18 protein-coding genes are annotated in these 21,505 nt (G+C 64.2%); 13 read left to right on the top strand and 5 right to left on the bottom strand.

All coding sequences use genetic code 11. The annotated features are described in order from the left end of the window. The first annotated feature begins 142 nt into the window (after window positions 1-142). Together AB0H22_RS03960 and AB0H22_RS03955 are read left to right on the top strand one after the other, a co-directional pair. Window positions 143-6,610: an SDR family NAD(P)-dependent oxidoreductase gene (locus AB0H22_RS03960; RefSeq protein ID WP_358144932.1), complete on the top strand. Its 6,468-nt coding sequence runs from the start codon at window positions 143-145 to the stop codon at window positions 6,608-6,610. Window positions 6,611-6,619: 9 nt separating this feature from the next. Continuing rightward, complete coding sequence (locus AB0H22_RS03955; protein ID WP_180748783.1) at window positions 6,620-7,402, top strand: alpha/beta fold hydrolase; 783 nt, start codon at window positions 6,620-6,622, stop codon at window positions 7,400-7,402. Window positions 7,403-7,422: 20 nt separating this feature from the next. Here AB0H22_RS03955 and AB0H22_RS03950 read toward each other — a convergent pair whose 3' ends face one another. After that, a complete protein-coding gene (locus AB0H22_RS03950) occupies window positions 7,423-7,788 on the bottom strand; it encodes a hypothetical protein (protein ID WP_180748782.1) in 366 nt (121 codons plus the stop codon). Between the two features lie 325 nt (window positions 7,789-8,113). Here AB0H22_RS03950 and AB0H22_RS03945 point away from each other — a divergent pair, with 325 nt between their 5' ends. Both AB0H22_RS03945 and AB0H22_RS03940 read left to right on the top strand, forming a co-directional pair. Further along, complete coding sequence (locus AB0H22_RS03945) at window positions 8,114-8,923, top strand: SAM-dependent methyltransferase (RefSeq protein WP_180748781.1); 810 nt, start codon at window positions 8,114-8,116, stop codon at window positions 8,921-8,923. 89 nt (window positions 8,924-9,012) lie between these two features. Beyond that, on the top strand, window positions 9,013-9,696 hold the full coding sequence (locus AB0H22_RS03940) for a demethylmenaquinone methyltransferase (RefSeq protein ID WP_180748780.1): 684 nt from the start codon (window positions 9,013-9,015) through the stop codon (window positions 9,694-9,696). 16 nt (window positions 9,697-9,712) lie between these two features. On the opposite strand, the gene menJ is transcribed toward AB0H22_RS03940, so the two are convergent. Continuing rightward, window positions 9,713-10,942 carry a menaquinone reductase gene (menJ, locus tag AB0H22_RS03935; RefSeq protein ID WP_358144929.1) on the bottom strand — a complete coding sequence of 410 codons (1,230 nt, stop codon included), beginning with the start codon at window positions 10,940-10,942 and terminating at the stop codon, window positions 9,713-9,715. 38 nt (window positions 10,943-10,980) lie between these two features. Here menJ and AB0H22_RS03930 point away from each other — a divergent pair, with 38 nt between their 5' ends. Then, window positions 10,981-11,967: a polyprenyl synthetase family protein gene (locus AB0H22_RS03930; protein WP_358146045.1), complete on the top strand. Its 987-nt coding sequence runs from the start codon at window positions 10,981-10,983 to the stop codon at window positions 11,965-11,967. A 68-nt stretch (window positions 11,968-12,035) separates the two neighbouring features. Continuing rightward, the gene (gene htpX, locus AB0H22_RS03925; protein ID WP_180748778.1) at window positions 12,036-12,908 is read left to right on the top strand and encodes a zinc metalloprotease HtpX; all 873 of its coding nucleotides are present in this window, start codon (window positions 12,036-12,038) and stop codon (window positions 12,906-12,908) included. A gap of 72 nt (window positions 12,909-12,980) precedes the next feature. Here the strand turns inward: htpX and AB0H22_RS03920 are convergent, their stop codons facing one another. Both AB0H22_RS03920 and AB0H22_RS03915 read right to left on the bottom strand, forming a co-directional pair. After that, window positions 12,981-13,526 carry a TIGR03086 family metal-binding protein gene (locus AB0H22_RS03920; RefSeq protein WP_358144927.1) on the bottom strand — a complete coding sequence of 182 codons (546 nt, stop codon included), beginning with the start codon at window positions 13,524-13,526 and terminating at the stop codon, window positions 12,981-12,983. Continuing rightward, window positions 13,526-13,966: a PaaI family thioesterase gene (locus AB0H22_RS03915; RefSeq protein ID WP_180748776.1), complete on the bottom strand. Its 441-nt coding sequence runs from the start codon at window positions 13,964-13,966 to the stop codon at window positions 13,526-13,528. Before AB0H22_RS03915 ends, AB0H22_RS03920 begins: the two co-directional genes overlap by 1 nt. A gap of 53 nt (window positions 13,967-14,019) precedes the next feature. Here AB0H22_RS03915 and AB0H22_RS03910 point away from each other — a divergent pair, with 53 nt between their 5' ends. Continuing rightward, a complete protein-coding gene (locus AB0H22_RS03910) occupies window positions 14,020-14,616 on the top strand; it encodes a helix-turn-helix domain-containing protein (RefSeq protein WP_358146043.1) in 597 nt (198 codons plus the stop codon). A 12-nt stretch (window positions 14,617-14,628) separates the two neighbouring features. Here AB0H22_RS03910 and AB0H22_RS03905 read toward each other — a convergent pair whose 3' ends face one another. Next, window positions 14,629-14,994 (bottom strand): DUF4873 domain-containing protein, encoded by a 366-nt coding sequence (locus tag AB0H22_RS03905; protein WP_180748775.1) that lies wholly within the window; start codon window positions 14,992-14,994, stop codon window positions 14,629-14,631. 174 nt (window positions 14,995-15,168) lie between these two features. Here AB0H22_RS03905 and AB0H22_RS03900 point away from each other — a divergent pair, with 174 nt between their 5' ends. The 6 genes from AB0H22_RS03900 to AB0H22_RS03875 all read left to right on the top strand — a co-directional run bounded on the left by AB0H22_RS03900 (window position 15,169) and on the right by AB0H22_RS03875 (window position 21,490). Then, entirely contained in the window at window positions 15,169-16,152 is a 984-nt protein-coding gene (locus AB0H22_RS03900) for a diiron oxygenase (RefSeq protein ID WP_358144924.1), read from the top strand. Window positions 16,153-16,259: 107 nt separating this feature from the next. Continuing rightward, a complete protein-coding gene (locus tag AB0H22_RS03895; RefSeq protein WP_358144922.1) occupies window positions 16,260-17,243 on the top strand; it encodes a diiron oxygenase in 984 nt (327 codons plus the stop codon). Between the two features lie 123 nt (window positions 17,244-17,366). Then, window positions 17,367-18,971, top strand: coding sequence for an NAD(P)/FAD-dependent oxidoreductase (locus AB0H22_RS03890; RefSeq protein ID WP_358144920.1), 1,605 nt, complete (start codon window positions 17,367-17,369; stop codon window positions 18,969-18,971). 33 nt (window positions 18,972-19,004) lie between these two features. Then, on the top strand, window positions 19,005-19,868 hold the full coding sequence (locus AB0H22_RS03885; RefSeq protein ID WP_358144918.1) for an SDR family NAD(P)-dependent oxidoreductase: 864 nt from the start codon (window positions 19,005-19,007) through the stop codon (window positions 19,866-19,868). A 10-nt stretch (window positions 19,869-19,878) separates the two neighbouring features. Continuing rightward, window positions 19,879-20,949 carry a ferredoxin--NADP reductase gene (locus tag AB0H22_RS03880; RefSeq protein ID WP_180748770.1) on the top strand — a complete coding sequence of 357 codons (1,071 nt, stop codon included), beginning with the start codon at window positions 19,879-19,881 and terminating at the stop codon, window positions 20,947-20,949. A 37-nt stretch (window positions 20,950-20,986) separates the two neighbouring features. Next, on the top strand, window positions 20,987-21,490 hold the full coding sequence (locus AB0H22_RS03875; protein ID WP_358144914.1) for a hypothetical protein: 504 nt from the start codon (window positions 20,987-20,989) through the stop codon (window positions 21,488-21,490). The last annotated feature ends 15 nt before the right edge of the window (window positions 21,491-21,505 follow it).

The raw sequence follows: 21,505 nt of genomic DNA, 5'->3' as shown, positions 1-21,505 counted from the left end.
CAGTGCGAACTCCACGGAATTAGACGACAGGCACGGCATCTTTAGTGGTCAAGATGATTCCAGAAGAGTTCGAATGTCTCCCTATTTCGGCGAAAGTTCCATTAATCTCCAGATAGTTCGTTAACGAGGAGAGGGCAGCGCATTGGTCGCAGTGGCTATCATCGGTATCGGATGCAAATTTCCCGGGGGAATTGACGACGCGGACAGTTTCTGGGAATTCGCGTTACTCAAAGGTGACGCTGTTGCCGATATTCCAAAGGACCGCTGGGACGCGGACAAGTATTACGATCCCGACCCCGACACTCCGGGCCGGATGTACACGCGGCGGGGCAGCTTCCTCACTCAGGGATTCCGCCGATTCGACGCGGACTTCTTCGGGATCTCACACCGCGAGGCTGCCGTCCTGGACCCACAACAGAGGCTTCTTCTCGAGACCACCTGGGAGGCGCTCGACGATGCGGGCATCGCCGGGCAGGCGTTGGGCGGCAACGTGGGGACGTTCATCGGCGGCTTCATGAACGACAACATGATCAGCCGGGGGCTCGCCCGGAACCTCGAGAAGATCAATAACTTCGCCGCCTTCAGCGCGTCCCAGACTTTGCTCTCCAACCGCATCGCCCACGCGCTCGACTTGTGGGGGCCGAGCATGACCGTGGACACGGCGTGCTCTTCCTCGCTCGTCACGACGCACCTCGCGGTACGGGCGGTCGCGGGCGGCGAATGCGACGTGGCGCTCGCCGGTGGGGTGAACGTCATGTTCCAGCCGGAAACGTTCATCACCATGTGTAAGGGCAGATTTCTGGCCGCGGATGGCCGTAGCAAGTCGTTCGACGCTGCCGCCGATGGCTACGGCCGGGGTGAGGGCGTTGGCATCGTCGTGCTCAAGAACCTCGAGCAGGCGCAGCGCGATGGTGACCGTATATATGCGGTGATTCGCGGCAGCGGGGTCAATCAGGACGGCAGAACGATAGCGCTGCCCGTGCCGAATCCGGTGTCGCAGCAGCGGCTCGCGGATCGGGTGCTCAGGGAGGCGGGTATCGACCCGGCCCTTGTCGGATATATCGAGGCGCACGGCACGGGCACGAGCGTCGGAGATCCGCTGGAGGCGGAGGCGTTGGGCCATTCGTACGGTCAGGCGGCCGGCCGTACCGAGCCCCTGGTGATCGGCTCGGTGAAGAACAACTTCGGGCACACCGAGGCCGCGGCGGGTGTCGCGGGCCTGATCAAGGCCGCGCTCACCGTGCAGCGCCGGACCATTTTGCCGCAGGTCGTTCTCGACAAGCTGAACCCTGCGATTCCATTCGATGAGCTCCAAATTCGGATCCCGACAGAGGTCGAAAAGTACCCCGGCTTGGGTGCACCGGCGTACGCCGCAGTGAACAGCTTCGGCTACGGCGGGACCAACGCGCACGTCATCGTCGAGGAGCCCCCCGCACCCGTAGCCGCCGCGGCTCCCGCCCGTGACAGCATCCGGATCTTCCCGGTCTCCGCGCGCAGCGGTGCCGCGCTGCACGAGGTCGCCGGGAGTTACGCCGAGCTCCTGCGCTCCGAAGAGGGCACCGCGGGCACAGCGGGCACAGTCTCAGACGAGGCCGGTGTCTCCGATGAGTACGTGCAACGACTGAAGACCGCGGTCACCGGGCGCCGGGCGCAGCATTACCTCCGTAAGGGCTTCATCTACCGTGACGGGGATGACCTCCTTGCGCAGCTGAATTCCTATGCCGAGAGCGACGAAGCGGCACCGGCGCGTGCCCTGGTCGAGGGGATCTCCGATCCGGTGTTCGTCTTCAGCGGCATGGGGCCGCAGTGGTGGGGGATGGCGCGCGGTTTGTTGGAGCGCCCCGGCGCCTTCCGCGAGGCCGCCGCCGAGATCGACGCGGTGTTCCAGGAGGTCTCGGGCTGGTCGGTGATCGCGGAGCTACTGCGATCTGAGGGAGACTCTCGAGTCAGCCGTACCGAGATCGCCCAGCCGGCGAACTTCCTGGTCCAGGCGGCACTCGCGAAGCACCTCGAACAGTTCGGGATCCGGCCCACGGCAGTAATGGGACACAGTGTCGGTGAGGTCGCCGCAGCGTATGTGGGCGGCGCATTGTCCCTACGGGACGCCGCCACCGTCTCATTTCACCGCTCCCGTCTGCAGGCAAAGACAGCGGGGTCCGGCGGCATGCTCGCGGTCGGTCTCGACGCGGAGGAAGCCCTGCGCCGCATCGCACGTTTCGGTGGCTCGGTATGTGTTGCGGCGATCAACAGTGCATCGGCGACGACGCTGTCCGGCGACTCGAAGGCCCTGCAGATACTGCACGATGAGCTTGCCGAAGATGGGGTCTTCGCCCGGATGCTGCACGTGGAGGTTCCGTATCACAGTCAGCTCATGGACCCCATCCTTGATGAGCTCGCGACTGCGCTGGCCGGGCTGGCTCCACGCCCAACGGACATCCCGCTGTACTCGACGGTCACCGGCGAGAAGATCGACAGCGAGGCGTTTGCGGATCCCGCCTACTGGCTGAAGAACGTGCGCGAAAGCGTCTTGTTCGCGAAGACAGTGGACACGCTCATCGCAGATCGGTACCGGGTGTTTCTCGAGCTTGGGCCGCACCCGGTGCTTCTCGGGAACATGCGTGAAAGCTTTGTGCGCCACAGCGTCTCCGCCGCCGCGGTCCAGACGCTGCACCGCGATCAGGATGACGAGCAGTCGGTGCTGCAGGCCGTCACCGACTTGTACGCATTGGGCGCAATCGACGCCCCTGGTGAGGCGGACCTCTACGCGAACGGCTTGATCCCGCATATGGACCTGCCGAAGTACCCGTGGTCGCAAGAAGAACTGTGGGAGGAAGACCCCCTCACGCTGCGGGCGCGCTATGGGGACGCGGATCGCTTCGCCCTTCTCGGCGACCGGGCGGAGGGGCTGACACCGCAATGGGAGGTCACCCTGGCTGCCGCCAACCTGCCCTGGCTGCCCGATCACACGGTCCTCGGTTCGGTTGTGCTGCCCGGAACCGCATATCTCGATGCCGCATTGTCCGCTGTGCGGCAACGCTCCGGCCGGGGCCAGGCCGGACTGGACTCGGTTGTCTTCGCGGTGCCGTTGGTCGTCGCCGAACACGACGCGCCGATCACTCGCCTCACCGTGGACGAGCCCACCAAGCGATTCACCTTCAACGGCCGTTCCGCGCATACCCAGCTGTGGACCGCGCACGCCAACGGCAGACTGGTCGAGGCGAATCTGGGGACATTGCGGATCGACGTTCCGATACGGTCCGAGCACGACAGGATCTTCGACGGTGTAGACGTCTATAAGGGGCTGGCCGCGGTCGGACTGTCCTATGGTCCCGCCTTTCAGCGAATCCAGAGCGTGCGGATCGGCTCGGCCGGCTGCGTGGCGCAGCTGGCGAGCCCGCTGAGCCGCAGCGCCGGCGACATTGCGTCCGAGTCGGGGGTCACACCCAGGCACGCTGTCCATCCCGCACTCGCTGACGCGGCCCTGCAGTGCATCGCGGTCCTCTTGGCAGCGCGTCCGGAGCTGGACATACCTCCGACGGCGCATATCCCGGCTTCGGTCGACAGGGTGCGGCTGTACGGCGAGGTTCCCGAGGACCCGATCGCGGTGGTCGAGATCACCAGCACGCTGCCGCTGCGGGCGAACGCCTATCTCGCTTCGCAGGATGGCGAAGTCGCGCTGGCTATGACCGGAGTGACGCTGCGACCGGTGGGAGCCGCATCTGACCCGCTGGCCGAGCTTGATCAGTACTTCTACGAGCCTCGTTGGGAGCCTCTGGAGGAGGAAACGGAGGGGCCAGAAGGACAACGCGCGCCTGTGCCCGCTGCCTCGGTGTCCGCGGCCCATCCGGCGAACGCGGTCGTCGAGATCGGGGATGTATCTGCCGCTGTCGCTGAGGGCGCCCGCCGCGCGGCCCGCGCCGGTGCCGCAGTCCTGAACGCCGAAGCCGAGCAGGCAACAGATCTCGCCGAGACGTTCGCGGCAGCGTTGCACACAGACACGTTCTTGCGTGTCCTGGTGACCGTCGGCTCCGGGAAGTCCTCGGTTGAGAACCTCCACCAACTTGTCACGGTCGCGCAGGCATTGCGGACGGTCTTGGAGGCCGAGACCGAGCGCGGCGTCGTGAATCCGGACGTGCAGGTTGTCGTCGTGAGCAACCGAGCCTTCCTCGCGCCCGGCGACCAGCTCAGAGAACATGGCCTGGTCCTCGACCAGGCCGCGCTCGTGGGGGCACGCCGTGTGTTGGCGAACGAGCAGCACCCCGCCAAATGGTCTCTGGTGGACCTGCCTGATTCAGTCACGGCCGACGAGGTGGCCGCAGAGATCAGCGCGATGAATCGAGCGGAAGAAGTCGCGGTACGCGCAGGGGAGCGGTGGACCCAGCGGATGCGCCGGTCACTGTCCGAACTCGTCGCGCCATGGGAAGAACCATTCGAGCCCACGGATTCGGAGGTGGCCTACGAGGTACAGATCCCGGATACGCGGACGCTCAAGGACATCGCGCTCCGAGCATGCGATCGCGTCGAGCCGGGACCTCGACAAGTGGAGGTCCGCGTCGAGACCGTCGGACTCAACTACAAGGACCCGCTGAAGGTCCTCGGAATCCTGACAGAGCGCGAGCTCGGCGAGACATATTTCAAGCTGGAGCCCGGTATGGAGGGTTTCGGCGTCGTCACGCGGGTGGGCTCCGCGGTCAACGAGCTCCGGATCGGCGAAAGCATCGCGGTCGCGGAGCGGGGTCTCCTGCGCCGCTACCTGACCTTCGACCTCGACGGTGGCGCGGCTTGGGAGCGGATAGAAGAAGAGCATCTCCAGCGTGAGGACTTCGATCCGCTCGCGGTGGGTTCCGGTGTCCCGTTCTTCACGGCGGGCTATGCCTTCTACAAGCTCGCCGATCTGCAGCCCGGCGAGACGGTCCTTATCCACGGCGCGGCGGGCGGCATGGGAATGGGCGCGGTGCAGATCGCGGTCAACATGGGCGCGGTCGTGTACGCGACGGCCGGTAGCGAGGAGCGCCGGCGTGCGGCGCTGGAGCTCGGCGCTGCCGCGGCCTTCGACTCGCGGTCGGTCGGGTTCGTCGACGACATACTGAGAGTGACGCAGGGACGTGGAGTAGACGTCATCTACAACTCGCTGCCCGGCGAGATGATCGCCCAGAACTTTGCGGTCGCCGGAGAGTTCTGCCGGATTATCGAAATCGGGAAGGCGGATATCTACTTCGGCGGAGCGATGGATCTCAAGCCGTTCAGCGGCAACCTGTCGTTCCACGCGATCGACATGGACCGCATGCTGCGGTTGCGTCCGGAAACATTCCGCGAGCTCCGGCGCGAGTGCACCGAGATGCTCACCTCGGGCAAGCTCACCCCGCTCCCGTTCACGAGGTTCCCGATCGAAGAGGTCGTGGGGGCGTTCGAGGCGGTGTTCCGGGCGGCGCACATGGGCCGGATCGTGCTGGATCTGCGCGATCAGACACCCAAGCTGCTGCCCCGCAAGCCAGATCCGGCTCCGGTGCGTCCCGGCCACTCCTACCTCATCAGCGGTGGATTCGGCGGATTCGGATTGGCCACTGCGCGCTCGCTGGCCAGGGCCGGGGCGACCCATCTCATCCTTGCGGGCCGCAGCGGCGCCACGACGGAGGTAGCGCGGGCGCAGATCGAGGCGCTGCGGGCCGCCGACGTCGACGTCTGGGAAGAGCGGATCGATATCAGCGACTACGACCAGGTCTCGGATCTGATCGGGAAGGTGGAAGCCTCAGGGCATCCACTGCGCGGCGTGTTCCATGCCGCCGCGGTGGCTCATGACGAGGTGGTCGCGGATATCAGCGCGGAGTCGCTGTACAAGGTTTTCGGGCCGAAGGTCGACGGTGCGCTGAACCTCGACAGGGCCACGCGCGAGCACAATGTGCCACTCGATCACTTCGTGCTGTACTCCTCCATCAGTGGCCTCATCGGCATTGTTCCGCAGCTGACGTATGCGGCGGCGAACAGCATGTTGGACGGCCTCGCTCAGTCGCGGCACGCGGCCGGGCTGCCCGCCCTGTCGGTGAGCTGGGGTGCGATGAGCGGTGGTGGCATGGCCGAGATAGAGGCCATCGTGAAGTTCCTCGACTCGGTCGGGTTGCGCCGCCTCAACATGGATCTCGGGGCGACGCTCATGCACGAGTGTTCCCGTTTCCAGCTTCCGCATGTCGCCATCGCGGGCGTCGATTGGGGGGTCCTGCGCACTCCGCTGCCCTCGACCGCCAAGAGCACACGTTTCGCGCATCTATCCGCAGAAGCTGCCGCAGTGTCGAACGAACAGGCCGCCTTCCGTGCGACGGTGTTGGCGCTGCCGGAGGAGGAGCGCGGCCCGATGGTCACCAAAGAGCTGGCCAAGGAGCTCGCCAATGTCCTCAAGGTCGACGTGGAGAGCATCGACCCCACCGGGCCGATCGCCGACCTGGGGATCGACTCCCTCATGGCGGTGGAGTTCGCCGCCCGCGCTGGCAAACAATTGAACATCCAGATAAGTGCCTTCCAGTTCACCCCGGACCTCACTCTCGAGGCGGTCGGTGCCCGAGTCGCACTACTCATTGCTCAAGGGGTCGGCGATCCCGAGCACGACGCGATATAGAGGATCTGAGTGACTGTTCCGTCTCCGCTTGAGTGCTGGTGGTGGCCCAGGGCCTATCAGCCGTCATTGCCCACCGTGCTGTTTTTCCCCGGCGCGGGGGCCAACCACGCCGGCGAGCAACACCTTGTCCCGTTCCTGGCGGGGGTGAACTTCGGGGTGTGGCGGATGCCGGGGCGCAGCACCCGGTCGAAGGAGCCGTCACCGGAGAATCTGCGCGCGCTCGCGGAGGACTGCGCGTCGGCGGTCATCGGACTCGGTTGCCGTCGGCCGGTCATCGCTGGGAAGAGTTTCGGCGGATTGTTCGGATACGCGGTGTGCCAGGCATTGGAGTCACGCGACTTCGCAGTGGGCCGGTTTGTTCCGGTGGTGAGTGGGCATCCGTCCCTTTGGCGAATGGACGCCGTCTACGCCAAGACCCGGGGCCACGACCCGAAGCAACACGCGCTCTGGAGGCTCACCAATGACGAGCAGCGCGGCGCCTGGCCGCCGCAGAAGATAGCGGATGAGTCGCTGCTGGAGCAGGCGCGTCTCAATGCGGTGACCGATTTCAGTCTTGGCCTGCAATCGATCTCGCGCCGCCGGATCAAGACTGCGATCACTGAGGTGAGTGCGAAGGACGACCAGGTGCTGCCGAGGTTCGCGCCGCCACGCCGATGGGCTCCGTACACGAAGGGGGATTTCACGAGCATTCTCGTGAAGGGCGGGCACTACTTCTACTGGTCGAATCCGCAGGCCTTGGCGACCATCTTGACGAACGAAGCAGAATTCGCCCTCAGCGGCTCCTACTCCTAGCCGCTGAGGTTGCCCCCTGATTAGGGGTTATCGCGCTGGCAGTCCGGGCCTGTGTACTGCCAGTTCGGGTTGCTTGAGTACTCGCAGCCAGGGCCGACGTACTTCCAGTTCGGGGCCGGGGCAGGTAGACGCCCGCCTTCGCCACGCCAGTCGCGGCCTCCGTACCGCCAGCCCCAGTTGTCGAACCAACTGTCGGGGTTGACGCAGCCGTCGACGGTTCCCGGTCCCCAGGGGGGCGGGGGAGATGGGTACGGTCCGTTGAAGCACACATCCGCGGGGGCGGGTGTCGGCTGCGCCGACGCTATCCCGGCGTTCATTACGGCGACCGGAGCGGCGATAAAGCCCGCCGCCAACACGGCCTGTCCAACCATGATGATCTTGTTCATGGGACAACCTCCGACGTTGGATGCTGCTGTGATTCCGCAAGATTAGCGCACTACATACCCGTTTTCCTTGAATTTCGGTAATTGCGCTAATCGGCATAACGTCGTACGAACCGACGTATATCGAGCCTCCAATATGTCGGAGATCAGCGGTCCGCTGACGGGACGGGCGTACCAATTTTTCGCCTTCGCTATCCGCGTCGAATCAATGGTGTTGGCTCCGCTGCCGCAATGGTCATGACACCCCGGCCGTGATCGTGAATGAATGAGCGGCAGATTGCCTCTAGTGCCAACCGCATCGCGGCGACGCCGACTACCATCACGCCTCGTGAACGCCATATCCAAGACAGCCTTCATCTGCTGCGGCATCCGCGCTGAAGATGCGAAGTCGCGGGGCCCGATCTGCGCAGACACCTATGCCGAAGATTTCATGACCGACGAAGGCAGATCCATTTGGCAGCGCTTCGCCAGTAGCGCTCGTGGCAGTGCTATCAACGTGGCGCGAGCGCGCATGGTTCAGGACGAGATCAGCAGACACATTAAGCAGAACAAAGACCTGCAAATCGTCAATATCGGCGCGGGCTTCGACAGTCGTGCCTACAGGCTGGCAGGCGGGCGGTGGTTTGAGTTCGATGAGCCCGCCATCATCGAGCATAAGAACGATCGCCTACCTGCCCGTCTCTGTCCAAATCCGTTGCAACGCATTGCGGTTGACTTCGAGGCTGGCGAGCTGGCGGCCGCATTGCGCCAGTGTGACCGCCAAGCCGAAACTGTCGTGGTTATTGAGGGTGTCTTCCAGTATCTCGATAAGGCGCAGATTCTCGGCCTGCTCGATACGCTGTCCGAGGGATTTCCCCGGCATACGTTGATCTGCGACTTGATGACCAAGACCTTCTTCGACAGATACATAGGGAAGAAGCACGACCAGATACGCGCCCTTGGTAGTGAGTTCAAGTTCTTCGAGGCAAAGCCCGAGCAGCTTTTCCTCAACCATGGTTATGCGCGGCAACACAAGCCACGTTCGATCGTGGGCCAAGCGCGCGACTTCAAGGCCATCTTCGTGCCGGCCATACTGTTCCACACCGCGCTGATGAGCCTCCGCGACGGATACCGCATACACAACTTCAGCAGATCGTAGTTTCGACGACCTGGGATCGGTAACCATCGATCCTCGGGGCCAGTCACGCCAGGTCGGTGTCGAAATGTACTCCCCTGTACCGTCACGGTATGAACCGCGCCACCCTGCAAAAGGACCCGCACGAGGTCGCGTCGATGTTCGACGGGGTGGCCCGCCGGTACGACATCACCAACACCGTGCTGTCCTTCGGCCAGGATCGCTTCTGGCGCCGCGCCACCCGCGAGTCGCTGAAGCTCAAGCCCGGAGACAAGGTGCTCGATATTGCCGCCGGGACAGCGGTATCGACGGTCGAGCTCACCCAATCCGGAGCATGGTGTGTGGCGGCGGATTTCTCGGTCGGCATGCTCAAGGCGGGTGCGCATCGCAATGTGCCGAAGGTTGCCGGGGATGCGACGCGGTTACCGTTCGCGGATCACTCGTTTGACGCGGTGACCATCAGCTTCGGGCTGCGCAATGTCGTCGATCACGTCGAAGGATTGCGAGAGATGGCCCGCGTCACCAAACCCGGTGGCCGCCTTGCGGTATGCGAATTCTCGACACCCGTCTACCGGCCCTTCCGCACGCTGTACATGGAGTACCTGATGAAGACGCTGCCGGAAGTGGCGCGGGCCGTCAGCAGTAATCCTGATGCCTATGTCTACCTGGCGGAGTCGATCCGGGCTTGGCCCGATCAGGAGGCGCTGGCTCAGCAAATCACCTCGGCCGGATGGTCGAATGTGCGGTGGCGCAACCTCACTGGCGGCGTCGTCGCCCTGCACGTGGCTTCCCTTTAGCCGCTCGCTGGTGAGGTCAGGAAAACGGCGGGCGCGCGTCGAGACGGCGTGAGCCGCCGCCGGCCACCCGCCAGGCGCGTGCGATCACGTCGTGGTCCTCATCGGTCACCAAATTTCCCATGAGCCGCACCGCGATTCGCATCATCACCTGCGAGCGCATGCCGACCGGCCCCATGGTGGGTAAGAAGCGCGGCAAGGTCAGCAGCGCCCCCAGTCGGCGTGCGATCGAGAACGATCGCCCGTAGCGTTCCCGCAACAGCTCCGGCCACAGCAGCGAGTAGTCATCGGCGTCGAGCACCTCGGCGGCCAGGTGGCCGGTCTCCAGTCCGTAGTCGATGCCCTCGCCGTTGAGTGGATTGACACATGCCGCCGCGTCGCCGATCAGCATCCAGTTGGGGCCCGCCACCCCGGACACCGCACCGCCCATGGGCAGCAATGCCGACGAGATGGACTGCAGCCGCCCGCTGAGCCCGAAGTCCTCGCGCCGCAGCTCGGTGTAGTAGTCGATGAGCGGCCGTAACGCCGCGTCGGCGGGACGTTTCGAGGTGGCGAGCGCGCCGACGCCGATGTTGATCTGCCCACCGCCCAACGGGAAGATCCAGCCGTACCCGGGTAGGACTGCACCCTCGGGGGAGCGCAGCTCCAGATGCGACGTCATCCATTCCTCGTCGCCGCGGTCCGAGTCGATGTAGGCACGCCCCGCGACGGCATACACGGTGTCCTTGTGCCATTCGCGCCCAAGAACCTTCCCGAGCGTGGAGCGCACTCCGTCGGCGACGATGACGGCCTTGCAAGTGATCTCGCCGGGCCCGCTGTTGTCGAGTACGCGGATGGAGGTGACGCGGCCCGCCGAGTCACGTTCCACGTCAACGGCCTTGGTGGATTCGGCCATCTTGGCACCGGACTCCACTGCAACCTGCCGGATCTTGTCGTCGAGCTCGGTGCGGCGTACTGCGCTTCCGGTGCCACCGAAAGACGGTCCGGGCCAAGGTACTTCGAGGTTGCCGCCAAATCCGTGGAGTCGCAGACCTTGGTATCGGATGTGCTCGTCGAGCCATGGTCCGAGACCGAGTAACTCAAGTTGTTCGACGGCTCGCGGGGTCAGTCCGTCACCGCAGGTCTTGTCGCGGGGAAACACCGCCGAATCGACCAGAACCACCTCACGCCCGGAGCGTGCCGCCCATGCCGCGGCCGCCGATCCGGCTGGTCCGGCACCGACGACGACCAGGTCCGCTGACGTTTGCACCTTCCCAGTATGTTGGACCGGTGAGTAACTCGACCACGGTGGCCGGAGTTGATATCGGTGATCCCGTATTCGCCGCAAAGGTGCGCGACCATTTGGCCGCCATCGAATCCCTCATCGTGACCGAGCTGGGGCAGGCCGACCCGCTGTTGACGGAGTCTGTGCTGCACCTTTTCCATGCCGGCGGTAAGCGCTTCCGCCCGCTGTTCACGGTGCTTTCCGCGCAGACCGGCCCGGATCCGGACAATGACGAGGTGATCCTCGCCGGCGCGGTTTGCGAGCTCATCCATCTGGCCACGCTGTACCACGACGACGTCATGGACGAGGCGCAGAAGCGCCGCGGAGTTCCCAGTGCCAATGCCCGGTGGGGTAACAACGTGGCGATCCTCGCGGGGGACTATCTGCTGGCCACGGCGTCACGGCTGGTGTCCCAGCTGGGTCCGGCGGCTGTGCGGATCGTCGCCGAGACCTTCGCCGAGCTGGTCACCGGTCAGATGCGGGAGACCGTCGGGGTGCCCGAGGGTGGCGACGAAACCGAGCACTACCTCAAGGTGATCCACGAGAAGACCGGCTCGCTCATCGCCGCAACCGGCCGGTTCGGCGCGATGATGTCCCGCTGCGATGACGAGCAGATCGAACGGATGAGCCGCCTCGGCGGGATCGTCGGAACCGCCTTCCAGATCTCCGACGACATCATCGATATCGAGAGCCTCACCGACGAGTCGGGCAAGACCCCCGGCACCGACCTGCGCGAGGGTGTGCACACCCTGCCCATGCTTTACGCATTGCGCGAAACCGGATCCGACGCCGACCGGCTGCGTACCCTGCTGGCAGCACCTATCACCGATGATGCCGAGGTGGAGGAGGCGTTGACGCTGCTGCGCGCCTCCCATGGGCTCGTACAGGCCAAGTCCGTCGTCATCGACTATGCCGACCGCGCCAAGGCCGAGCTGGTGGAGCTGCCACCGGGCGATGCCCGCGATGCGCTGGGTGTGCTCATCGAATACACCGTCCGTCGCCACGGGTAGGCGCCCGGAACCCGAGCGCGCCCTGCTTCGTTAGCTTGAGTGAACCCGAGTAGACGGAAGGGAAGCTCATGTCGACGGCAGGACCGAGCCACGTCAACGGTCTAAAGACAGTGCTGCTCCTGGGTGGTATGTCGGCGATGATCGTGTTCATCGGATCGCTATTCCACAGCAAGTCCATCTTGCTGCTGGCCGTTCTGTTCGCTGTCGGCATGAACGCGTTCGCGTACTTCAAGAGCGACACCCTGGCGTTGCGTGCGATGCACGCCCAGCCGGTGACAGAGCTGCAGCAGCCCGCCATGTACCGGATCGTCCGGGAGCTGGCGACCGTCGCGCGCCAGCCGATGCCACGGCTCTACATCAGCGACACCAATGCGCCTAATGCCTTTGCGACGGGTCGTAATCCGCGTAACGCGGCGGTCTGTTGCACGACCGGCATTCTCGACCTGCTCAGTGAGCGTGAGCTGCGCGCGGTGCTGGGCCACGAGCTCTCGCACGTCTACAACCGCGACATCCTGATCTCGAGTGTGGCGGGCACGCTGGCGGCCGTCATCTCGGGGCTGGCCAATATGGCGATGTTCATGAACTTCTTCGGTGGCGGCGGCGAGAACCGCCCGAACCCCTTTGCCCTGTTCCTGGTTTCGATGCTGGGGCCGATCGCCGCCACCGTGGTGAAGATGGCGGTGTCGCGTTCGCGCGAGTACCAGGCCGACAAGTCCGGTGCCGAGCTCACCGGCGACCCGCTGGCGCTGGCCTCGGCGTTGCGCAAGATCTCCGGCGGAGTACAGGCCGCGCCATTGCCGCCGGAACCGCAGCTGGCCAGCCAGTCGCATCTGATGATCGCCAACCCGTTCCGGGCCGGTGACAGAATGGCGTCGCTGTTCTCCACACACCCGCCGATGGCCGATCGCATTGCGCGCCTTGAGGATATGGCCCGATTCTGAGGTTCCGCCGAGCGTGAAGCTATGGCGAGAAATCGGCAGAATTTCCGCCATGGGTGCACGCTCGGCGGACAGCTAGCCGACCTGCCGCCCCGTCAGTGCCGCCAGCCGGTCGATGGCAGGGGCATCGCCCACGATGGGCTGCGGGGTGCCGAACTTTCCCGACCGCGCGAACGCCCCGGCGAGCTTCTCGACAAATGTCACGGCGTTTTCGACGAGATCGACTGGCAGATCAGCGGTACGGCCGGTGGCCTGCGCCAGATCCCAGCCGTGGGTCAACAGGTCGGCCATCCGGACCTGCAGCTGGTTATCCCCGGTTGTGGTGGCGAACGGACCTTGGTAGTTCGCGTCGAGTACGCCCGGTCGAGCCAGGGACTCCTGAAGGACCTGCGCTGATACGCGATAGGCCGCCAGCGGATCCCCGGCCGCCGGCTCGCTGGGGGCGCTGCCGCCGAAGCGCTCGGCGAGCGCGTAGTTCACCTCGACGAGGTGGTTCACCAACTGGCGCAGATTCCACTCGGTACATGGCGTCGGGGCGTCCCACTGGTCTGGACGCACGGCCGCGATCATTTCCTCGATGGCCGACGAAGCCCGCAGGAAGTCTTCGCGCAAGCGGCTCATCAGCGGTACACCATCACCGTGGTGGTCCCGTGTGCGACGAGCCGGCCCTGGGAGTCGACGACCTTGCCCTCGGCGGTCGCCACCCGCCGTCCCGGGTGCAAGACCGTGCCCGTCGCGATGAGCCGCTCGCCGTCGGTGGAGACGGTCCGGACATAGTTGACCTTGAGTTCGAGTGTCCCGTAACCGATTCCGGCCTCCAGCGTGGAGTGCACGGCGCAGCCCAGCACCGAGTCGAGCAGTGTCGCGCAGATGCCGCCGTGCAGAGTGCCCAGCGGGTTGGCGAATTCGGGCCGGGTCACCACGCTGAACGACACCGAGCCGAAGGTGATTTCCTCCAGCTGCATTCCGAGCAGCCGGGAGATGGGTGGCATCGCCTCTGGCGTTCCTCCCATGCTCTGCAGCAGTTCGAGCCCGGACAGGTTTTCGATTTCGGTGGTCATACCGCCCCTTCCGCGTAGACTGATTGGTCCATAACGACGGTAGCAGGCAATGGATCAATCGGTCCATTTCGAATGAGGAGGCTGACGTGACACCGGGCCCACGGCAACGGCTGATCGACAGCGCGATCGAGATGATGCGCGAACGCGGGGTGCACGCCACGGGGCTTGCTGACCTGCTTAAACGCAGCGGAGCCGCACGCAACTCCATCTACCAGCACTTCCCGGAGGGGAAGGCCGAGCTCATCGCCGCGGCGACGCGGGAGGCTTCCGCTCAATCGGTTGGGTTCTTCAATTCCTTGCGAGAACGGGGTGATGTCGAATACGTCATCACCCGGTTCACCCGGTGGTGGGTCAAGCAGCTCGAATCCCATGGCTACGACACCGGCTGCCCGCATGCCGCCGCGGCGCTGGCGGGGCCGGGGGAGGAGCAGATCCGGGAAGCGGCACACGAGGCGTTCCTGGGGATGCGTGCTCAGCTGGAGGGTTCTCTGCGGGACTCGGGCATAACAGTCGGGGCCAGAAGTCTGGCATCTCTCATCGTAAGCGCGATCGAGGGGGCGCTACTGCAAGCGCAGGCCGCTCACTCGGTGGAACCGCTGCGGGATGCCGAGCGTGAGCTCGTTGAACTCATCCGCTCGCGGAGGCGGTGAGGGCGAAAGCCCTTATTCCGCCTCGGCTTCCGCGAGATCGGTGGGCACGTGGAATGGCGGGGTGCTTTTCCCGATCACCCGATACCGGTTCCATGGGTCGGGATCGCCGATGAAAGCGTCGCGGGCGCTGTGGGTGGTGCGAATTGTGGCCTTCACGCGCGTCTCGTCACCGATGATTGCGGTGAGCTGATCGTTCGGCCTGATACGCCCTATCCAGCGGAAGACGCCGTCTATTGGCTCGCTGTACCCCTTCAGCTCCAGTTCGACGGGGATTTCGATACCGCGAACGGTCACCGTGGCCTCGCCGATGTAGTCCGAATCGTCATGGGGGCTGTGGTTGAAGACGCTATTGGTCTCGTCTTGTCGGGGAAGACTCATGACTCTCCTCGGGTCGCCGTGGATGCAGTGAGGGTGTAGTTCCGGCTCGGGCCTTCGCTACCTCTTGACAATCGGGACATCTCCCCGACAAACTCGCTGGCATATGCGTAACAAATAGTACCTCATACCTTGAGATACAGATATCTAAACCTTGGCTGACCAGAAGGCGATGGCGTGACTTCCAGCAGTTACAAAGACATCAACTACACCAACCATGAGTTCAGTCCGGCCACCACGGTCGATGGTGCGCTCCCCACGCGGCGGCGTCGGGTCGGCGATCGGATCAATACGGCCCGCCGCCTGCTCTTGGAGGCGGCCGAACTCAACTATGACCCAGATCTGGACATCGACTGGGACGCACCGCTGGATTCCGGGATGCATTGGTTGGCCGCAGATCACGTGTCTCTCTACGGCACTCCGGAATGGGATGCGCTCTCGGCCGGACGGCAAGGCGAGTTGGCGCGCCAGGAACTGGTCAGCCTACTGAGTTTCGTTCTGGATGCCCAGGGCGCGCTGGCCTCGATGATGTTCCGTGACGTCATCGAAGGCAACACCCTGACAGATGACTACACACGTTTTGTGCTGGCGAGTGTTCGCGATATCAGCCGCAACGCCACCATGGTGGGCCGGCTGATCAACAAGACGGGTCTCGAATTTCAGCCCGCTCCGGTGATCGTGCAGCGCCTCCAGCGGTTCCTGGTGCCGCTGATTCCCCATGGCCCACTAGGGCGTGGATTCATCTTCCTGCTCAACAGGTTGATCCATCAGTCCATGCGTGAACTCGAGGCCGACGAGCTGGTCGAGCCCGTAGGTCGGCAGGTCGCGAAGATCTCCGTCTTGGTCAGCCGTCGCCAGCTCGAGTTCGCCGAGGATGAGCTGTATCGCGCCGTGGATGCTCGTAGGTACCTGCCGCCGGCCTTGGCCGACGTCTCACTCGCGCTGCTGACGGTGTTGGTGACGTCATTGATCGTGCGTCCGCAGGCGTACCGCAGCGTGGCTATGGCGCCACGAGTCGGCCGCCGGGCGGCCCGGCGGAGTGGAAACAGCCGCCGGCGGAACGAAGTGCTGCTGCAGCGATACTTCGAGGTCGCTCAGGATGCGGGAATGTTCAGAACCGCTGTTGCGAGGGCGATTCTCAGAAGTGCCGACCTTCTCTGAAGGTCCTCGGTGGGATTGACAAACCGTGGCCCGAGGGCGAAACTCAGTTCATGGTATTCAAAGTAACGGATACTTATCGTATTGAATAAAACGGGAGGATGGGATCAATGACGACCATCGACCAGCCGACGGCTCTGCACGAGGCGGGTGCCTCGTCGGTACGGGGCAAATCCGTGGGTGATCGGCAGAAGACGGCTCAACGGCTCCTGCGTTCGGCCGCAGACCGGGCATACGACGGCGAGGTCGATATCGACTGGGACGCTCCGATCGTTCCCGGGCTGTACTGGACCACCCCGCGCCGGATATCCCTCTACGGCACCAAACTGTGGGACAAGCTCACCCAGGAGCAGCGCGTCGAGCTGACCAGGCATGAGTTTGCTTCCGTACTGAGCTTCGGCATATATGTCGAGACCGGGCTCAGCGCCATGCTGTGGCGACAGGTCGTCGAACAGAACGGGGGAGCGACCGATCACGGCCGCTATGCGCTGACCGAGGTCGGCGAGGAGGCTCGGCATTCCACCATGTTCGGCCGTCTGGTGAACAAGCTGGGAGTCAAGCCCTATACCTATCCCAAGTTCGCGACGCGCGTGATCCGGCTCCTCGGCCTGGCTCCGCTAGGGCCGTCGGGGATCGGCGTTCTCCTGCTGGTCGAGGAGGTGCTGGATCGGGCGCAGCGCGAGGCGATGATGGACGAGACGGTACAGCCGCATTCGCGTCAGCTGATGAAGATCCACGTGCTGGAGGAAGCCCGGCACATCACCTATGCGCGCGAGGAACTGGTGCGGCAGATCGCGGAACGTGGGCCGATCTCCAATGCGTTCCACCGGGCGGTTTTCGCCATCGCGGTGGTAGGTATCTACCCGGTGCTCGTCAATCCCACGGTCTACCGGTCGGTGGGTATCCACCCCGTCCGCGGCGCGCTTGCCTTCCTCACATCACCGCGGTATCGCGAGAATGCGACATGGGTCGCGGAGCCGCTGATGCGCTTCATGCACGAGATCGGTTTCCTGGACGGAAAATTCACGGGCCGACTGTTGCGGATGTCGCGGGCGATGCCGGAAGACATCTTGGCCGAGATCAAGGCTCGGTAGGGGCGACACTAAACCGCTTCGCCATCAAGAGTTTTCGCGGCTGAACTGGCTCGTTGCCGGTGGCAATGAGCCAGTTCAGTCGTGTCAAGGGTCCACCTGTGAAACAGAAAGAGATTGCGCCACATGACTGTTACCGATACGCCGCCCGACAGGCAGCGGCCCGACACTGTGGTCGATAGCGGCTCTTCGGATCCCATTCGTACCCGTGCGTTGATCGTCGGCACAGGGTTCTCGGGTATCGGCGCCGCTATCGCGTTGCAGAAGATGGGAGTGCCCTTCCATATCCTCGAAAAGGCCGGCGAGATGGGTGGTACGTGGCGTGACAACACCTACCCGGGTGCGGCATGTGACGTACCTACCCACCTGTACTCCTTCTCGTTCGAGCCGCGATCGAACTGGGAACAGCTCTTCTCCAGGCAGCCCGAGATCTTCGACTATCTCAAGGAGGTCGCCGCCAAATACGATCTCTACCGGCACGTCACCTTCAACACGAGGGTCACCCGCGGGTACTGGGATGAGGACGAATACCGCTGGCATGTGTTCACCGACAGCGGGCAGGAGTACATCTGCCAGTTCCTCATCTCCGGGGTCGGCGCCCTGCATATCCCGAGCATCCCGGGGATCGAGGGCCTCGAGCGCTTCGAGGGGCCGGTCTTTCATTCCGCGCAGTGGAACCACGACTTCGACCTGACCGGCAAGAAGGTCGCTGTGATCGGCACGGGCGCCAGTGCTATTCAGTTCGTCCCCGAGATCGTCGGGGACGTCGGCGAGCTGAAACTGTTCCAGCGCACCCCACCGTGGGTATTGCCGCGCGCCAACGTCGAGTTCAGCGCGGGGGTCAAACGGGCGTTCGCGACCATTCCGGGTTTGCGCGCGCTGTTCCGTAGCGGCATGTATTTCGGAGCGGAAGCCGGTGCGTACGCGATGAACCGGCGCCCGGCCTTGCTGAAAGGTGTTGAGCTCCTTGGCCGCGCGTACATCAAGAGCCAGATCTCCGATCCAGAGGTACGCCGGAAGGTGACTCCCGACTATCGAGCTGGATGCAAACGCCTCCTCGGGTCGGCGACCTACTACAAGGCCATCGAGAATCCCAAGACGGAGCTGGTCACCGAGTCCATCGTGCGGGCGACGGCGGACGGGGTCGTCACCAACGACGGGATAGAGCGGAAGGTCGATGCCATCATCTTCGGCACGGGCTTCCACGTCACCGACTCGTACAAGTACCTGGATCTGAAGGGCCAGAACGGTGAGGACCTCGGCGACCGCTGGTCGAGAGAGGGCGTCAACGCCCATCGCGGTATCACCATCGCCGGCATGCCCAATCTCTTCTTTCTCCTGGGCCCCAACACCGGTCTGGGCCACAACTCGATCGTGTTCATGATCGAATCGCAGATCCATTACGTCACCGAGGCGATCAAACAAGTGGACGAGTCGTCTGCCCAAGCGATGGTGCCCACCCGTGAGGCCCAGGATCGTTTCAACGCCGAGGTCCAGCGCAAGTTACAGGGGTCGGTATGGAACAGCGGCGGCTGCAAGAGCTGGTATTTGGACGAACAGGGCAACAACCGCACGCTGTGGTCCGGATTTACCTTCGAATACTGGTCTCAGACAAGGAAAGTCGACCCCGCCGAGTACGAGTTCGAGGGTGCGGTGCGTCCGACTGTGCGTAGGACCGTTCCCCTTGTGGGCGGTCCCCGCCAGACCTCGCCGAGTATGGCCGCAACCTAGATCACCCTCCCCGCCGAACAGAAGCGAGAAACGATGAAAGACTTCGATAACAAGGTCGCGGTGATCACCGGTGCCGGTTCAGGTATCGGCCGCAGTCTGGCGTTGGCGCTCGCGCAGCGTGGCGCACGGCTGGCGCTCTCCGACATCGACACTGCCGCAGTGGCGGACACCGCGGGGCGCTGCGAGAAGGCGGGTGGGACCGCCATCCCGTTTCACCTCGATGTCGCCGACCGTGCTGCCGTCTACGCCCACGCCGCCGACGTCAAGAACGAGTTCGGGCAGGTCAACCTGGTGTTCAACAATGCCGGGGTAGCGCTCTCGGCCGATGTGAAGGACATGGAATGGGATGACTTCGACTGGTTGATGAATATCAACTTCTGGGGTGTCGCACACGGCACCAAGGCCTTCCTGCCGCATCTGATCGAGTCGGGCGACGGTCATATCGTCAACGTGTCATCGGTGTTCGGATTTATGGGCATACCCTCCCAAAGTGCCTACAACGCAGCGAAATTCGCTGTTCGCGGCTTCACTGAAGCACTGCGTCAGGAGATCCGGGCGGCAAAGTACCCCGTCGGCGTTACCTGTGTGCACCCCGGCGGGATCAAGACCAACATCGCGTCGAGCGCCCGCGGTATCCCCGAAGGCGTGGACCGGGAGACCGTGCGAAAGGGGTTCCAGCTCGCGGCGATCACCCGCCCGGACTCGGCGGCCCGGATCATCCTGCGCGGGGTGGAGAAGAACCGACCACGTGTCCTGATCGGCCCCGATGCCCGGGTTTTCGACGCCATACCGCGCATCATCGGACCGCGTTACGGGGACCTGATGGCGCCGTTCTACGGAATCGGCAAGTACGGAATAGGCAAGAAGATTGCGGGCCGTTTCGGTATCGAGCTGTAGGCGGCTGTCGATGACGGACATTGCCGCACCCGATACGCGCACCGTGACGAGCAATCCCCATGTTCACTCGCTGGAGGTCGTCGAGATCATTAGGGAGACAGGAGATGCGGTCTCCCTGGTTTTCGAAGTGCCGGACGCGCTCAGCGGCGTCTTCCGCTACCGGCCGGGACAGTTCCTCACGCTGAAAGTCCCCAGTGAACAGACGGGCTCGGTCGCACGCTGCTACTCGTTGTCGAGCTCTCCTCACCTCGATGATGATCTCGTCGTCACCATCAAACGCACCGACGGGGGATATGCGTCGAACTGGCTGTGCGACAACGTCGGCGTCGGGGACCACATCACCGTGCTCACCCCTTCTGGGGTCTTCGTCCCGCGCTCCCTCGACGGCGACTTCTTGCTGATTGCGGCGGGCAGCGGCATCACCCCAATGCTGTCCATAGCCAAGTCGGTGCTACTCGGCGGGGCGGGAACGGTCTATCTCTTCTACGCCAACCGAGACGAGGGGAGCGTCATCTTCGGGGCCGAGATCAACGAGATCATGGTCGAGTTCCCGGACCGACTGCGAGTCGTGCACTGGATCGAGGCCGCACGTGGTCTGCCCAACCGTGAGGCTATGGCGGAGTTTTTCGCCGCCTACACCCGATACAGCACATACATTTGCGGTCCGGCGCCCTTCATGGACGAGGCCCGCGGCGCGCTGTCGGCGATCGGGATGCCCGCCAATCACATTCACGTCGAGCTCTACCAGTCGCTGACCGGCGACCCGTTCGCCGACATCGTGGTGCCGCAGGGCGATGCCGGAGATGCGGCCCAGGCGACCGTGGAACTCGACGGGGCACACGTGACCGTCGAGTGGCCCAGGAACACCCCGCTGCTCGATGTGTTGCTGGCCCAGGGGATCGATGCACCGTACTCATGTCGCGAAGGCGCGTGCAGCGCGTGTGCGTGCACGGTGCGCCAGGGCGAGGTGCGGATGCTCCGCAACGACACTCTCGTCGATGCGGATCTCGCGATCGGGCTTACCCTCGCCTGTCAGGCCATTCCGGTCACCGACAGCGTCGATATCGTCTTTGACCAGTAGACGCGAGATTGCCGGCGATCTTGGATAGGGTCACCGGATGCGTACCCTGCCTATTGCCGCCGCGCTGACCAGCGCCGTTGCCGCCGTGGTGCTCGGAGCGACCTTCGCCGGACCCGCATCCGCCGACCCGGACACCCCGAATCCCCTTGACCCGTCCGGGCTTCCGAACGTCAACGGGCTCACCCCGGTGTCGCCGCCGGAATACAGCACGATGGCAGACACGGCATACGGTTTCACCATTCCGGGTGGGATCTCGTGCCTGATCAAGCGTGCCGACGCCAGCTACGGCTGCAGTGGCGCGCTGCCCGGTGCGCCCAACGGGGCCAACCTCGTCAGCGGAAGTAACGCTCCCGGTTTCGCCAGCACCGACCGGCCGATTTACGGCTTCGGTGGCGAGCCGTTCAAACCTCTGCCACCAGGTTCTCGGCTGAGCTATAGGGAGGTCAGCTGCGGTCTGGACGGTGGCGGAACGCTGACCTGCGTCAACAACCGCTGGCAGAACGGTTTCGTGGTCGGACCGGGCGGCTCTTACACCACGTAGCGTCCAGTGGCGTCC

Source organism: Mycobacterium sp. NPDC050853, assembly GCF_040653875.1.
Classification (GTDB): domain Bacteria; phylum Actinomycetota; class Actinomycetes; order Mycobacteriales; family Mycobacteriaceae; genus Mycobacterium.
This window is presented reverse-complemented; position numbering and strand designations above follow the sequence as displayed.